The organism is Citrobacter sp. R56 (genome assembly GCF_016811995.1).
Taxonomy (GTDB): Bacteria; Pseudomonadota; Gammaproteobacteria; order Enterobacterales; family Enterobacteriaceae; genus Citrobacter_D; species Citrobacter_D enshiensis.
The window spans coordinates 2,143,399-2,157,661 of sequence record NZ_CP069159.1 but is presented as its reverse complement, the minus strand read 5'-3'; the positions used below and the strand labels follow the sequence as shown (position 1 = coordinate 2,157,661).

Annotated in this window: 15 protein-coding genes; 6 read left to right on the top strand and 9 right to left on the bottom strand. The window is 52.4% G+C overall.

Annotation, left to right across the window (positions count from 1 at the left end):
- Positions 1 to 17: 17 nt before the first annotated feature.
- From JM656_RS10340 to pspA, 9 genes are all read right to left on the bottom strand, one after another.
- Positions 18 to 1,070 (bottom strand): zinc-binding alcohol dehydrogenase, encoded by a 1,053-nt coding sequence (locus JM656_RS10340; protein ID WP_203361060.1) that lies wholly within the window; start codon positions 1,068 to 1,070, stop codon positions 18 to 20.
- 28 nt (positions 1,071 to 1,098) lie between these two features.
- Complete coding sequence (locus JM656_RS10335; RefSeq protein WP_203361059.1) at positions 1,099 to 1,941, bottom strand: carbohydrate ABC transporter permease; 843 nt, start codon at positions 1,939 to 1,941, stop codon at positions 1,099 to 1,101.
- The gene (locus JM656_RS10330; RefSeq protein ID WP_203361058.1) at positions 1,928 to 2,809 is read right to left on the bottom strand and encodes a carbohydrate ABC transporter permease; all 882 of its coding nucleotides are present in this window, start codon (positions 2,807 to 2,809) and stop codon (positions 1,928 to 1,930) included. The genes JM656_RS10335 and JM656_RS10330 overlap by 14 nt, the downstream gene beginning before the upstream one ends.
- A gap of 20 nt (positions 2,810 to 2,829) precedes the next feature.
- Positions 2,830 to 4,122 carry an ABC transporter substrate-binding protein gene (locus JM656_RS10325; protein ID WP_203361057.1) on the bottom strand — a complete coding sequence of 431 codons (1,293 nt, stop codon included), beginning with the start codon at positions 4,120 to 4,122 and terminating at the stop codon, positions 2,830 to 2,832.
- Positions 4,123 to 4,135: 13 nt separating this feature from the next.
- Positions 4,136 to 5,845, bottom strand: a complete 1,710-nt coding sequence (locus JM656_RS10320) for a sugar phosphorylase (protein ID WP_304521087.1) — start codon at positions 5,843 to 5,845, stop codon at positions 4,136 to 4,138.
- Positions 5,846 to 6,009: 164 nt separating this feature from the next.
- Complete coding sequence (gene pspD / locus JM656_RS10315; protein ID WP_203361055.1) at positions 6,010 to 6,240, bottom strand: phage shock protein PspD; 231 nt, start codon at positions 6,238 to 6,240, stop codon at positions 6,010 to 6,012.
- Positions 6,241 to 6,257: 17 nt separating this feature from the next.
- A complete protein-coding gene (gene pspC / locus JM656_RS10310; RefSeq protein ID WP_192612358.1) occupies positions 6,258 to 6,617 on the bottom strand; it encodes an envelope stress response membrane protein PspC in 360 nt (119 codons plus the stop codon).
- Entirely contained in the window at positions 6,617 to 6,841 is a 225-nt protein-coding gene (pspB, locus tag JM656_RS10305) for an envelope stress response membrane protein PspB (protein ID WP_203361054.1), read from the bottom strand. Before pspB ends, pspC begins: the two co-directional genes overlap by 1 nt.
- A gap of 54 nt (positions 6,842 to 6,895) precedes the next feature.
- Positions 6,896 to 7,564, bottom strand: coding sequence for a phage shock protein PspA (gene pspA, locus JM656_RS10300; protein WP_203361053.1), 669 nt, complete (start codon positions 7,562 to 7,564; stop codon positions 6,896 to 6,898).
- Between the two features lie 169 nt (positions 7,565 to 7,733).
- On the opposite strand from pspA, the gene pspF reads away from it, so the two are divergent.
- The 6 genes from pspF (at position 7,734) to sapF (ending at position 14,103) form a co-directional block, all read left to right on the top strand.
- Complete coding sequence (gene pspF / locus JM656_RS10295; RefSeq protein WP_203361052.1) at positions 7,734 to 8,708, top strand: phage shock protein operon transcriptional activator; 975 nt, start codon at positions 7,734 to 7,736, stop codon at positions 8,706 to 8,708.
- Between the two features lie 112 nt (positions 8,709 to 8,820).
- A complete protein-coding gene (gene sapA, locus JM656_RS10290) occupies positions 8,821 to 10,464 on the top strand; it encodes an ABC transporter substrate-binding protein SapA (protein WP_203361051.1) in 1,644 nt (547 codons plus the stop codon).
- A complete protein-coding gene (gene sapB, locus JM656_RS10285; RefSeq protein WP_203361050.1) occupies positions 10,461 to 11,426 on the top strand; it encodes a peptide ABC transporter permease SapB in 966 nt (321 codons plus the stop codon). The genes sapA and sapB overlap by 4 nt, the downstream gene beginning before the upstream one ends.
- Positions 11,413 to 12,303 carry a peptide ABC transporter permease SapC gene (sapC, locus tag JM656_RS10280; RefSeq protein ID WP_203361049.1) on the top strand — a complete coding sequence of 297 codons (891 nt, stop codon included), beginning with the start codon at positions 11,413 to 11,415 and terminating at the stop codon, positions 12,301 to 12,303. The genes sapB and sapC overlap by 14 nt, the downstream gene beginning before the upstream one ends.
- Positions 12,303 to 13,295, top strand: a complete 993-nt coding sequence (gene sapD / locus JM656_RS10275) for a peptide ABC transporter ATP-binding protein SapD (RefSeq protein WP_203361048.1) — start codon at positions 12,303 to 12,305, stop codon at positions 13,293 to 13,295. The genes sapC and sapD overlap by 1 nt, the downstream gene beginning before the upstream one ends.
- Before the next feature lies 1 nt (position 13,296).
- Positions 13,297 to 14,103, top strand: coding sequence for a peptide ABC transporter ATP-binding protein SapF (gene sapF / locus JM656_RS10270; protein ID WP_192612366.1), 807 nt, complete (start codon positions 13,297 to 13,299; stop codon positions 14,101 to 14,103).
- Positions 14,104 to 14,263 lie beyond the last annotated feature (160 nt).

The window sequence follows — 14,263 nt, the reverse complement described above, 5'->3', positions numbered from 1 at the left end:
TTTACATTCCTTTCGAATTAAAACGTGACGCCCATTTTGATGCTCTGCTCCGGGTGACGGTCTACATACTGCATGTAGCTTTCCGGGCTGTCGGCAAAGGTGACAACCGGGTCGATCAGCTCTTCACAATCGAGATAACCGTTCATCAGTAATTCCCAGCAGGTCTCTTCAATACGTTTGCGGCTCCAGCGCGGGTAATCCGGGTTCGGTTCGCTGCAGGCGCGAGAAAAGACAATTTTGGCGTTGTTAAAATGCGCTTCGCGGCCAAGGTTAAACCCTTCTGCGAACGGTTTAGCAAATGCCACATAGGAGATCGTGCCGCCGTACGCCAGGCCACGCAGCGCGGATTGCAGCGCATCGGCGTAACCGCTGGTTTCGATGATCACGTCAGCACCCTGCTTCCCGGTGAGCTTTTTAATTTCCATGCCCACGTCGGTGCCCAGAGGATTCAGACAGAAATCGGCGCCATGACGCAGCGCGATATCGCAGCGGTGAGCGATAGGATCAACACCAATCACCACCGAGGCCCCGGCTTTCTTCGCTAACTGAACGGCAATCTGGCCAATCGCACCCAAGCCGACAACCACCACAAAATCACCCACACGCACGTTGGCATCACGCACGCCGCTCATGGCAAATTGCGCAGGGTCATAGCAGACCGCATTTTTCCAGGAACTGCCTTCCGGCATCTTGCGTAACTTATAGTTATTCACGGCATTGATAATGACGGTCTCACTGAGCGGACCGTATCCACAGACGCGGTCACCCACTGCGTAATCGCTCACGTCGCTGCCACATTCAATAATGTCGCCCACCACCATATTGCCGAGCTGGAATTTACCGAATTCGATACCGCGTGGCGCGCCTTCCGGACGCGGCATAAACATTTGCCACTCGGCATTGAAATCTTCATCAATGAACGGACTGGCGGCGCGGAAATCGACCACTTCAGTGCCATGCTTCGGCGCGCCGAACAACACCCGGATTTTCACTTCGTTCGCCAAAACCGGACGATCTTCATACTCCACAAGCGCCGCAACGCGCGGTTCAGTGGCAATTAACTTTTTCATTTACAACTCCTTTATTGAACTGGCCGCTTTAGCCCTTCACGCCACCCGCGGTCAAACCACTCTTAATAAAACGTTCGGAGAGCGCGTACATGATGACGACAGGCAATGCCGTAACCAGCGAGGCGGCCATCATGCGTCCCCAGATATAGTCAGGCGTGCTAAACAAGGTGTTCAGCCCCACCGGAAGTGTGAAATTGCTGGCGCTGGAGAGGAAAATCGATGCGAACAGATAGTCGTTCCAGGCCACCATAAAGCAGTAAACAAATACCGACACCAGCCCCGATATCGCCAGCGGCACCGTGATGCGGAAGATGATTTGCAGACGGTTCAGCCCATCCATCATCGCCGCTTCTTCAATTTCATCCGGAATGGTGTCGAAGTAGCTTTTCAGCATGAAGACGGCGGTCGGCAGCGTTTGCGTCACCATGGTGATGATCAGCGCCATCTCTGTGTCATAAACACCGAGCGCCGTGATGATCTTGAACAGCGGAACAACCAGCAAAATCCCGGAGAACATGTACACCGTGTAAAAGCTGGCGTTGATGGTCATACGCCCTTTAAAACGCAGGCGCGACAAGGCATACGCCCCCAGCGTCCCCAAAAAGACCGCCACAACGGATGACGTCACCGACACCACCAGACTGTTGCGGAAGTAATCCACGAACGGAAAGATGAGCGGGTTAAAAATGTCGACGTAGTGCTCCAGCGTCCACTGCTGTGGCAGCAGCGTCGGGTGCAGGGAGATGGCTTCTTTCGCGCTCTTGAACGACGTCATCAGCATCACGAAGAAAGGAAACAGCGTGATGATAAGGAACAGCGCCAGGCCGCAGTAAAAGCCGATACGACCCAGTATGCGTTTATTTGTTGCCATTGAGATTCACCCGTTTTCTGGTCAGCAAAATGACGGCAAAGATGATGATAAAGAGCACCACAGAGATTGCGGCTGCTTTACCTAAGTCATTAAATGCAAATGCTGTTTTGTAGAGATACACCCCGAGGATATCCACCTTGGTCGTCAGCAGATAAACGTCGGCGAACATGTAGAACATCCAGATGGTGCGTAACGTAATGACCGTCGCCAGCACCGGCATAATGGCGGGCAATGTGACGATACGAAAACGTTGCCAGGCATTAGCGCCGTCCATCTCTGCCGCTTCATACAGCGATTTATCAATGGTCTGCAAAATGGCTAAAAACGAAATAAATGCGTAAGGGAAGTAACGCCAGATGGCGAACAGCACCACTAAAACAAAGCTGCTTCCGGGGTTGTCAAACCACAGCGGCGCCTGGTCGTAGAGATGGAGTAAATCGACACCCAGGTAGTTCACAATGCCGTAGCCATTGTTGAACATGTACTTCCATGCAAAGACCAGCGAGATCGATGGCGTCACGTACGAGAGGATCACCAGCGAGCGCGCGGTCTTACGCAGGCGAAATTCGCGGTTAAAGAACATCGCCACGCCAAGTCCCAGCGCCGTACTCCCCGCCACCACCAGCGTGGTATACCAGACCGTCATCCAGAGCGAATGCCAAAAACCCGGGTCGGTCAGGATACGCATGTAGTTCTCAAGTCCGACAAAGGTAGACTCAATGCGCGGGTTCAGCGGTAACCGCAGGAAGCTGATTTCGATATTCGATATCATCGGCCAGGCGACCAGGCCGCCCAGCAGCAACAAGCTGGGCGCCAGCAGCAGCATGGCAAAGGGCATGTCGGAACGACCTGAAAAAAACCTATTCATAACTGCTTTCCACATCCGCATTAACGCTGCTCAACAAGGGTATCCAGTTGTTTCTGGCTTTCCTTGATTGTTGAAGAGAGATCGGCTTTGCCTACCGTGACGTTGTGTACCATCGTACTCACCACGCCTGAACCGGTGACATCACCCATGCGGGTAAAGTTTTTATCCCCTACCGCACCAAACACCTGAATATTCGGCAGTTCAGCAATGAGCTGATTCGGCAATTCCCCCAGCGCCTTGATAACGCTGTTGTCTTTCCATGTTGCCGTGTTCACAACCGCTTTATTCACCGGGAGTGCCGCTCCGGGCGACATCATGACCCAATCCGCGATGTTGTCCGCCTGCTCCATAAAGGTGACAAACTTCTCTGCCGCCTGGGTTTCTTCCTCTTTCTGACCCGAGGTCAGAGTCAGAGAGGTCAGCATGCCGTACACCGCCGACGTTTGTTCTGTTGGCACCATAAACCCAACATTTTGCGGGTCGCCCTCTTTAATGACCGCCGGAAGAATGTACGTCGAGTAGATCGCCATTGGTGCCGTGCCATTCATAAAGGCGTCTTTGACTTCCATAATGTCGTTGGAGCCGGGCATGGTGTACGCCGCCAGCTCACGGTAATAGTCCAGCGCTTGCGCCATTTCTGGCGTATCCAGCGTGATTTTCCCCTGGGCATCAAAGACGTTCGCTTTGTTCGACAGCGCAAACTGCGAGTAGGACTGTTCCGTCAGCACGCTTTCAGCCGTTGGCAACGCAATGCCATATTTTTTGTGCGCCGGATCGTTGAGCGTTTTGGCGACCACCAGCAATTGCTGCCAGTTTGTCGGCTCTGCCAGCCCGGCCTTTGCCAGCACATCCTTGCGATACCAGATACCGCCGATCCACGCGCTAACGGGCACGCCGGTCCATCCTGAACCATCTTCCGTACGAACAATACGCAACACGCCGTCATAAAACGCGTTTTCACCTACCGCCTGGATAACATTCGCCACCGCCTTGCGGTCGATAAGCTGTTCTTTATCCATCACTTTGGCGTAGTCATGGCTGGTCTCAATGACCTCAGGTAAAGAACCACTTCTCGCCAGGGTAATCACCTTCGTGTTATAGGCGTCTTCTTCAACCGGCACTTGTTTAACCGTAATGCCAGGGTTTTCTTTTTCAAAGCGAGCAATGAGCGCTGAAATAACGGCCTGGCGTTCCTGTTCCACAGAAGAATGCATAAATTCAATGGAGACGTTTTCTTTTTTATCTTCTTTGCATCCGGAAATCAGGGCGCAGGAAACCAGTGCTGATAACAGCACAATTTTTGATTTAAGCATTAGATGCTCCTTTTTATTTTTTAATCCACATAACCTGCCATGGATCCAGGGTTAATTCTTTCGTATTGATTTCTTTTTCAGAAATCAAATCAAAACCGGTCACTGCATCATCGGAAATCGTCTGGCATTTTTCGCTAATATTAAATAACGCAATAATGACCTCGCCATTCTCAGCCGTACGGGTAATTTGCATTACAGATGGCGTGATATTACCGATGTCAAAACCGCTGTCGGGATGGAAAGCGCAATGTTCGCGTCTCAATTTAATCAAGCGTGACAGCGCGCGATAAACGTCATAGCGTAACGTCTCCGTCGAACTTAATTCCGCTTCAATCTCATCAATATCATATTTTTTACGGTTAATAGCCCGGTTGTAACCTAATTTTTCAACGCCGTCATAGTCATTACGTGAACCCAGAATGCTCTGAATATAAATAGCGGGTACACCTGGAAAACTTAATAAAATGGCATGCGCCAGCGTAAATCGGGCAAGCCGTTCCTGGTTGCTGCTATCACGCGTACTCAACGCATCCATGTACGTGACGTTGATTTCATAAGGGCTGCGGCTGCCATCAGGATTGTTCTTCCAGTTGACCAGTGCGCCCTCTTGCTGCAGCTCAGAGACCAGCGCTAAGATCTCCTCTTCTGGCAAGAGCCCACGTAACGGGTTCAGACCAATGCCGTCGTGCGACGCCAGGAAGTTGAACCAGGTCGTTTTTTCCGAAGGCAATGCCAACGACTGCGCCCACTGGCACAGGGCGGAGGCATCCTGGCGCTTTATGGCATGCAGCACCAGCGGTGGCAGCGAGAACTGATAGACCATGTGGGCTTCATCATGCCCATCGCCGAAATAGGAAATATTGTCTTTATGCGGAACATTGGTCTCAGTAATCATCGCGGTGCCCGGCGCCGCTTCATCCGTAATCGCACGAAACAGTTTGATCAGAGTATGTGTTTTCTCCAGATGAATACACGACGTGCCAGGCTCCTTCCACATAAAACCCACGGCGTCTAAACGCACATAATCCGCGCCTTGCTCAAGGTAGTTCAGCAAAACATCGACCATCGCCAGCAGAACATCCGGGTTGCTGTAATTAAGATCGACCTGGTCATCGCTAAACGTTGTCCATAAATGGCGAACCGAATTATCCGACAGGGTAAATGGCGTCAGTAACGGTAAAGCCCGCGGGCGTGTTACTGCCGAAAGATCGGTATTCGGGTCCATTTCAACAAAGAAATTTTCAAAGCCAGGCGTTTGCTGTAAATAGTTTTTAAACCATTCACTTTTCGCCGACATATGATTGCAGACAAAATCAAACATTAATTGGCTGGCTTGACCCAGTTCAGCAATATCTGTCCACTCCCCTGTTTCTTTCGCAACCTGGTGATAATCGATAACGGAAAAACCGTCGTCAGAAGACCAGGGATAAAAAGGTAATAAATGAACATGGGAAAAAATTGTTTTTAACCGGTAATGATAAAATTGGTTAAACGTTGGAAGCGGTTTTGCTGACGAACTGTGAAACTGATCGGCATAAGTAATGAGAACCACATCGTTCTCATCCCAGTGTGGTTTACGTGTTTTTTTAATTAATGATTGCGATCGTTTAATGCGGTCAGACAACACACCATAGTGACGGGATGTAAATGTATCTCCGTAAACTTCTGTCAGGTAATGTTTGATTTTTTGGTTCACTTTCATTTTCCGTGGTAGCGGTCCCATGGATAGGGAGACTACCTTGCAGAAAATAAGCTGTCAATCAAGCAAGGGGGTTTGGAGGGGGTAAAAAAAAGGATTTCAGCAGCCCAAAAATCGTATTTGTGAGCTGCCGCAAATTCGCCAGTCGATTGTGAATAAATTGTTTGTTTTTATGTGCAACCCTGTGATCAGGAATGGCTGCCACCATAGCGGCGGGAGATTTTTGCCGCCGCACGTCTTAACAGGGGTTCCAGCGCCAACGCCAGCAACATTTTCAGCGGGCGACGAGCGACGGATTTAATAGCCCACCCTGCCACACCGGCCGGGCCATAGCGTAACGCGGTCAGCAGAACCAGTTTCCCTGCGAGTTTAACGCCCGGCTTCATCTTTTGCCCGGCGCGTTGCCAGCGTGTATCCATCTTATGAGCTCTCTTCATTACAACTGACGGAAACGGCTACGCAGCGTGAAGGTGTCGGACGTAACATAGCGCTCCATTTCACGCAGACGCTTTTCGCCCGCGGCCAGTTCCCTGTCGACGGCATCCAGCAATTCACCGCTTGAGGGGGATTGCTCGCCAGTGGTCATGTTGTCCGGCAACGGATCAAGCACAAACGTCAAAATGATATACGCAACCAGCGTAAAGAACGCCAGCCCGAAGAAAATCGACAGCACCACCAGGATCCGCACCAGTTTCACCGGCACATCAAGGTAGTTTGCGATCCCGGCACAGACGCCACGCACCATGCCCTGCTGCGGAATGCGCCAGAGCTTTTTATTCAAATTAATCCCTCCCATTAGCGATCCCTCCAGTTCGGATGTTCAGCATCAAGAATGTCTTCCAGCGTCTGAATGCGTTCACGCATCCGTTGCGCGTCGTCGGTTAATTGCGCCAGACGTTGCTGCTCACTTTGCGACAGTTCCCCACGACTGGAACGGTTGCTGTAATGCAGCCATAACCAAATCGGCAACACAAACAACACAAAAATGGTTAACGGAATGGCCAGAAATAGCGCGCTCATGAGTACTCCTTACAGGTGATGAGCGGCGGCGTACTCAGACGCCGCCTGCGGTTATTATTGATTATCTTGCTTCATTTTGGCTTTCAACTGCGCCAGTTGCTCGCCGATTTCATCATCTGCTTTCAGGTCGGCAAACTGCTGATCCAGCGTTCTCTGTTTGCCAAAATTATGGCTTTCCGCTTCCGCTTCCATCTGATCAATACGGCGCTCAAACGATTCAAAGCGGGCCATGGCTTCGTCCAGCTTGCCGCTGTCCAGTTGACGGCGTACATCACGGGAGGAGCTTGCGGCCTGGTGACGTAACATCAGCGCCTGCTGACGGGCACGAGTTTCACTGAGCTTGTTCTCCAGTTCGCCAATCTCTTTCTTCATGCGCGTCAGCGTGTCGTCCACCAACGTCACTTCATGTTCCAGGGTGGCGATCAGATCGGTCAGTTTCTGCTTTTCAATTAACGCGGCGCGCGCCAGATCGTCTTTCTCTTTACGCAGCGCCAGTTCCGCTTTCTCCTGCCACTCTGTCTGCTGGGCTACGGCCTGCTCAATGCGACGGGACAACTGTTTCTTTTCCGCCAGCGCTCGCGCAGAGTTGGAACGGACTTCAACCAGGGTGTCTTCCATTTCCTGAATCATCAGTCGCACCAGTTTCTGCGGATCTTCAGCCTTTTCCAACAGCGCGTTAATGTTGGCGTTCACGATGTCGGCAAAACGAGAAAAAATACCCATAATTCAATCCTCACAATTTTTCTGATGTCGGGCTATGCCCTGCTGTAGCTCTAATACAATTCACGTGCCAACTTTTTAAGCTATTGATTAATAATAATATGTATAATTTTACCTCGGAGGCAATTCAGGTTAAAGTGGTGAATAACGCTAACAAGTGGTGAATTTCATCATGACAGAATACAAAGATAACCTTCTCGGTGAAGCCAACAGTTTTATTGAAGTGCTGGAGCAGGTTTCTCATCTGGCGCCGCTGGATAAACCGGTGCTGATTATTGGTGAACGCGGGACGGGGAAAGAGCTCATCGCCAACCGCCTGCACTTTCTCTCTTCTCGCTGGCAGGGGCCGTTTATTTCGCTGAACTGCGCCGCGCTTAATGAAAACCTGCTCGACACGGAATTATTTGGCCATGAAGCGGGTGCATTTACCGGCGCGCAAAAGCGCCATCCAGGTCGTTTTGAGCGTGCCGATGGCGGCACGTTGTTTCTCGATGAGTTGGCCACCGCTCCCATGCTGGTGCAAGAAAAACTGCTGCGGGTCATCGAATACGGTGAGCTGGAACGCGTCGGCGGTAGTCAGCCGCTGCAGGTCAATGTGCGACTGGTCTGCGCCACCAACGCCGATCTGCCCCGGATGGTTGATGACGGGACGTTTCGCGCCGACCTGCTGGACAGGCTGGCTTTCGATGTGGTGCAGCTCCCACCGCTTCGTGAGCGCCAGACCGATATCATGTTAATGGCGGAACATTTTGCGATTCAGATGTGTCGTGAAATCCGTCTGCCGCTTTTCCCCGGATTCAGCGAGCGCGCAAAAGAGACCCTGCTGCACTACCGCTGGCCTGGCAATATTCGTGAGCTGAAAAATGTGGTTGAACGTTCGGTCTACCGACATGGCACCAGCGATTACCCGCTCGACGAGATCATTCTCAATCCGTTTAAGCGACATACCGTTGCCGTTGAGAACACGGAATCTCCCGCTGCTTCCCCTGCACTGCCGGTGGATTTACGTGAATTTCAGCAACAGCAGGAGAGAGATTTACTGCAACGCAGTCTACAGCAGGCAAAATTTAATCAGAAACGCGCCGCTGAATTATTGGGTCTGACCTACCATCAACTGCGCGCATTGCTCAAAAAACATCAGATTTAGTGATTCCTTCACCAGAATTGATGACATTTGCACCAGTTACCCGCAGACATTTTTACCTGGTGGGTCGTAGTGCGATACACTTTGTAGATCGAATCTAAAAACCTTAAAAATTATGCGCCTGGTTTTATCGTCTCTGGTAGTGATAGCTGGACTTCTCAGTGGTCAGGCTGCAGCTGCGCCTGAACAGCCCCCGCGTGCTGATATTCGCGAGAGCGGCTTTGTCTACTGTGTCAGCGGGCAGGTCAACACCTTTAATCCGCAAAAGGCGAGCAGCGGTCTGATTGTCGACACGCTTGCCGCCCAGCTGTACGACCGGCTGTTGGATGTGGATCCTTATACCTATCGCCTGATGCCTGAGCTGGCGGAAAGCTGGGAGGTGCTCGACAACGGAGCAACCTACCGTTTTAACCTACGCCGGGACGTTCCGTTTCAAAAAACGGCCTGGTTTACCCCCACCCGTAAACTGAATGCGGATGACGTGGTGTTCACCTTCGAGCGTATTTTTGACCGTCATCATCCGTGGCATTACGTCAATGGCGGAAATTTCCCCTACTTCGACAGCCTGCAGTTTGCCGATAACGTAGAAAGCGTGCGCAAACTGGACAATTACACCGTCGAGTTCCGTCTGACGCAGCCTGATGCATCATTCTTATGGCATCTGGCGACGCATTACGCCTCGGTGATGTCTGCAGAATATGCGGCGAACCTGGCCAAACAGGATCACCAGGAATTGCTGGATCGTCAGCCTGTCGGTACCGGTCCTTTCCAGCTTTCTGAATACCGGTCAGGGCAGTACATTCGTCTACAACGACATGGCGAATTCTGGCGGGGTACGCCGCTGATGCCTCAGGTTGTCGTCGATTTAGGGTCTGGCGGTACGGGTCGTTTATCTAAATTGCTGACCGGTGAGTGTGACGTATTGGCCTGGCCTGCCGCCAGCCAGTTAACGATTTTACGCGACGATCCTCGCCTGCGACTCACGCTACGCCCGGGAATGAACATCGCCTATCTGGCGTTTAATACCAATAAACCCCCGCTGAATAACCCCGCAGTGCGGCATGCGCTGGCGCTGGCCATCAATAACCAGCGTCTGATGCAGTCGATCTACTACGGCACGGCGGAAACCGCCGCCTCTATTTTACCGCGCGCCTCGTGGGCCTATGACAACGAGGCTAAAATTACAGAATACAATCCCGCCAAATCCCGCGAGCAGTTAAAAGCGCTGGGGCTGGAAAATTTAACCCTGAAGTTGTGGGTGCCAACCAGTTCTCAGGCATGGAACCCAAGTCCGCTGAAAACGGCTGAACTGATCCAGGCAGACATGGCTCAGGTAGGGGTAAAAGTGGTGATTGTCCCTGTAGAGGGGCGTTTCCAGGAGGCGCGGTTGATGGACATGAACCATGATTTGACGTTGTCTGGCTGGGCAACGGACAGTAACGATCCGGACAGTTTTTTCCGTCCGCTGCTGAGTTGCGCCGCCATTAACTCGCAAACGAATTTCGCCCACTGGTGTCATCCCGAGTTTGACAACGTTCTGCGTAAAGCGCTTTCTTCTCAGCAGCTTGCCTCGCGCATTGACGCGTATGATGAAGCGCAAAATATCCTGGCGACAGAGTTGCCGATCCTGCCACTGGCTTCATCGTTGCGTCTGCAGGCTTATCGCTATGACATCAAAGGGTTAGTGCTCAGTCCGTTTGGCAACGCCTCTTTTGCGGGTGTCTCGCGGGAAAAAGCCAAAGAGGTGAAAAAACCATGATTATCTTCACCCTGCGTCGTTTTTTGCTGTTGCTGGTCACGCTCTTTTTCCTGACCTTTATCGGCTTCAGTCTGAGTTACTTTACGCCGCACGCGCCGCTTCAGGGTGCCTCGTTGTGGAATGCGTGGGTATTCTGGTTCAATGGCCTGATCCACTGGGATTTCGGCGTCTCCAGCATTAATGGTCAGTTAATCTCTGAGCAGCTTAAAGAGGTGTTTCCCGCCACCATGGAGCTGTGTATTCTCGCCTTCGGCTTTGCCCTGATGGTCGGCATCCCGATTGGGATGGTGGCTGGCGTGACCCGCAATAAATGGCCCGATCGCGTTATCAGCGCCCTCGCCCTGCTGGGATTTTCTATTCCCGTGTTTTGGCTGGCACTGCTGCTGACGTTGTTCTTTTCGCTGACGCTCGGCTGGCTGCCGGTGTCTGGCCGTTTTGATCTGCTCTATGAAGTTAAACCCGTCACCGGATTCGCCATTATTGATGCGTGGATTTCTGACTCGCCCTGGCGTGACGAGATGGTGATGAGCGCATTGCGCCACATGGTATTGCCGGTCCTGACGCTGGCGGTCGCCCCGACCACAGAGGTGATTCGTTTAATGCGGATCAGCACGATTGACGTGTACGACCAGAACTATGTGAAAGCGGCGGCCACCCGAGGCTTATCACGTCTGACGATTCTGCGCCGTCACGTGTTGCACAACGCGCTTCCCCCGGTGATCCCACGTCTTGGTTTGCAATTTTCGACTATGTTGACGCTGGCGATGATCACCGAGATGGTCTTTAGCTGGCCGGGACTGGGCCGCTGGTTGATCAACGCCATTCGCCAACAAGACTATGCCGCTATTTCCGCCGGTGTGATGGTAATTGGCTCCCTGGTCATCATCGTCAATGTGTTATCTGATATTTTGGGTGCCATGGCTAACCCGCTGAAACATAAGGAATGGTATGCCCTACGATAGCGTATACAGCGAAAAACGCCCACCGGGTACGCTACGCACGGCCTGGCGGAAATTTTATGGCGATACCACTGCGATGGTCGGCCTGTATGGCTGCGCGGGACTGGTGCTATTGTGCATTTTTGGCAGTTGGTTTGCTCCCTACGGTATTGATCAACAGTTCCTCGGCTATCAGCTTTTGCCGCCTTCCTGGTCTCGCTACGGCGAAGTGTCGTTCTTTCTCGGCACCGACGATCTGGGGCGCGACGTCTTAAGTCGATTGCTGAGTGGCGCCGCGCCCACCGTCGGCGGCGCATTTGTGGTGACGCTCGCCGCCACGATTTGCGGTCTGGTGCTTGGGGTGGTTGCCGGGGCGACCCACGGCTTACGCTCCGCCGTACTGAATCACATTCTGGATACGCTGCTCTCTATTCCGTCGCTGCTGCTGGCAATTATCGTGGTGGCGTTTGCGGGTCCGCATTTAAGCCATGCGATGTTTGCGGTCTGGCTGGCGTTACTGCCGCGTATGGTGCGTTCTGTCTACAGCATGGTGCATGATGAGCTGGAAAAAGAGTACGTGATTGCCGCCCGTCTGGATGGCGCGACCACACTGAATATTCTCTGGTTTGCGATTCTGCCCAACATCACGGCCGGTTTGATCACCGAAATCACCCGCGCGCTCTCGATGGCGATCCTCGACATTGCGGCGTTGGGTTTTCTGGATCTTGGCGCGCAGCTACCCTCTCCCGAATGGGGAGCTATGCTCGGAGACGCGCTGGAGCTGATTTATGTTGCGCCGTGGACCGTAATGCTGCCAGGCGGTGCCATTATGATCAGCGTGCTGCTGGTTAACCTGCTTGGCGACGGCCTGCGTCGGGCGATTATTGCGGGGGTGGAATAATGCCATTACTGGATATTCGTAACCTCACCATTGAATTCAGAACCGACGAAGGATGGGTAAAAGCCGTCGATCGGATCAGCATGACCTTAAACGAAGGCGAAATCCGTGGTCTGGTGGGTGAATCAGGGTCTGGAAAAAGTTTGATCGCCAAAGCGATTTGCGGGGTCGCGAAAGATAACTGGCGCGTCACCGCCGACCGTATGCGCTTTGATGATATCGACCTGCTGCGTCTCTCCTCGCGTGAGCGTCGTAAGCTGGTCGGTCACAACGTCTCCATGATCTTTCAGGAGCCACAGTCCTGTCTTGATCCGTCCGAGCGCGTGGGTCGCCAGTTGATGCAAAATATTCCGGCCTGGACCTACAAAGGACGCTGGTGGCAGCGGATTGGCTGGCGCAAACGCCGCGCCATTGAATTGTTGCACCGTGTCGGCATTAAAGATCATAAAGATGCGATGCGCAGTTTTCCCTATGAGCTGACCGATGGTGAGTGCCAGAAAGTGATGATCGCCATCGCGCTGGCTAACCAGCCGCGTTTGTTGATTGCCGACGAACCGACTAACGCGATGGAGCCCACCACGCAGGCGCAAATTTTTCGCCTGCTGACCCGTTTGAATCAGAACAGCAACACCACGATTTTGCTGATCAGCCACGACCTGCAGATGCTGAGTCAGTGGGCAGACAAAATCAACGTGATGTACTGCGGGCAAACGGTGGAAACCGCGCTCAGCAAAGATTTGGTGACGACCCCGCACCATCCGTATACCCAGGCGTTGATCCGCGCTATCCCCGACTTTGGCAGCGCCATGCCGCATAAAAGCCGCCTGAATACGATGCCTGGGGCGATCCCCTTGCTTGAACAATTACCGATAGGTTGTCGTCTGGGGCCTCGCTGCCCGTATGCTCAACGAGAATGTATTGAAACCCCGCGCCTGACCGGGGTAAAGAATCATCTCTACGCCTGTCATTTCCCGCTGAATATGGAGAAAGAGTGACATGGTGGAAACGCTGCTTGAAGTCCGCAATCTGAGCAAAACCTTTCGCTATCGTACAGGCTGGTTTCGCCGTCAGACCGTTGAGGCGGTAAAACCGCTGAGCTTTACCCTGCGTGAAAAGCAAACCCTCGCCATTATTGGCGAGAATGGTTCCGGTAAATCGACGCTGGCGAAAATGCTGGCGGGCATGATCGAACCGACCAGCGGCGAGCTGCTGATTGACGATCATCCCCTGCACTACGGCGATTATTCGTTTCGTAGCCAGTGTATTCGAATGATTTTTCAGGACCCGTCGACGTCGCTCAACCCGCGCCAGCGTATCTCGCAGATCCTCGATTTCCCGCTGCGTCTGAACACGGATCTCGAGCCTGAACAGCGCCAGAAGCAAATTGTGGAAACCATGCGGATGGTCGGTTTGCTTCCCGATCACGTCAGTTATTATCCGCACATGCTGGCGCCAGGGCAAAAACAGCGTCTGGGATTGGCCCGTGCGCTGATTTTGCGCCCGAAGGTGATCATCGCGGACGAAGCGTTGGCGTCGCTGGATATGTCGATGCGTTCGCAGCTCATTAATCTGATGCTGGAATTACAGGAGAAACAGGGTATCTCTTATATTTATGTTACCCAGCATATCGGGATGATGAAACATATCAGCGATCAGGTTTTAGTTATGCACCAGGGCGAAGTCGTCGAGCGCGGCAGCACCTCCGACGTGCTTGCCTCGCCGTTGCATGAGCTGACCAAACGGCTGATTGCCGGGCATTTTGGTGAGGCGTTAACAGCGGATGCATGGCGGAAGGATCGGTAAAGAAAAAGATAAAGGCAGAAATCATTCTGCCTTTTCTTAACCCCATGATGTGAAATTTAAATCGTGATCGGTACGGCACATAGTGATTTTATTTATAGGTTAAATTATACGTCATTACAGATTTTATATACGGAAATAGAGTGACTGATAGCCGCTTAGA

Bases quoted from the DNA above. Each gene is read 5' to 3' on its own strand.
- pspF (WP_203361052.1), top strand. From the start codon at position 7,734: ATGACAGAATACAAAGATAACCTTCTCGGTGAAGCCAACAGTTTTATT.
- JM656_RS10330 (WP_203361058.1), bottom strand. From the start codon at position 2,809: ATGAATAGGTTTTTTTCAGGTCGTTCCGACATGCCCTTTGCCATGCTG.
- pspB (WP_203361054.1), bottom strand. From the start codon at position 6,841: ATGAGCGCGCTATTTCTGGCCATTCCGTTAACCATTTTTGTGTTGTTT.
- sapF (WP_192612366.1), top strand. From the start codon at position 13,297: ATGGTGGAAACGCTGCTTGAAGTCCGCAATCTGAGCAAAACCTTTCGC.
- JM656_RS10335 (WP_203361059.1), bottom strand. From the start codon at position 1,941: ATGGCAACAAATAAACGCATACTGGGTCGTATCGGCTTTTACTGCGGC.
- sapB (WP_203361050.1), top strand. From the start codon at position 10,461: ATGATTATCTTCACCCTGCGTCGTTTTTTGCTGTTGCTGGTCACGCTC.
- JM656_RS10320 (WP_304521087.1), bottom strand. From the start codon at position 5,845: ATGGGACCGCTACCACGGAAAATGAAAGTGAACCAAAAAATCAAACAT.
- pspC (WP_192612358.1), bottom strand. From the start codon at position 6,617: ATGGGAGGGATTAATTTGAATAAAAAGCTCTGGCGCATTCCGCAGCAG.
- pspD (WP_203361055.1), bottom strand. From the start codon at position 6,240: ATGGATACACGCTGGCAACGCGCCGGGCAAAAGATGAAGCCGGGCGTT.
- JM656_RS10325 (WP_203361057.1), bottom strand. From the start codon at position 4,122: ATGCTTAAATCAAAAATTGTGCTGTTATCAGCACTGGTTTCCTGCGCC.
- sapC (WP_203361049.1), top strand. From the start codon at position 11,413: ATGCCCTACGATAGCGTATACAGCGAAAAACGCCCACCGGGTACGCTA.
- JM656_RS10340 (WP_203361060.1), bottom strand. From the start codon at position 1,070: ATGAAAAAGTTAATTGCCACTGAACCGCGCGTTGCGGCGCTTGTGGAG.
- pspA (WP_203361053.1), bottom strand. From the start codon at position 7,564: ATGGGTATTTTTTCTCGTTTTGCCGACATCGTGAACGCCAACATTAAC.
- sapA (WP_203361051.1), top strand. From the start codon at position 8,821: ATGCGCCTGGTTTTATCGTCTCTGGTAGTGATAGCTGGACTTCTCAGT.
- sapD (WP_203361048.1), top strand. From the start codon at position 12,303: ATGCCATTACTGGATATTCGTAACCTCACCATTGAATTCAGAACCGAC.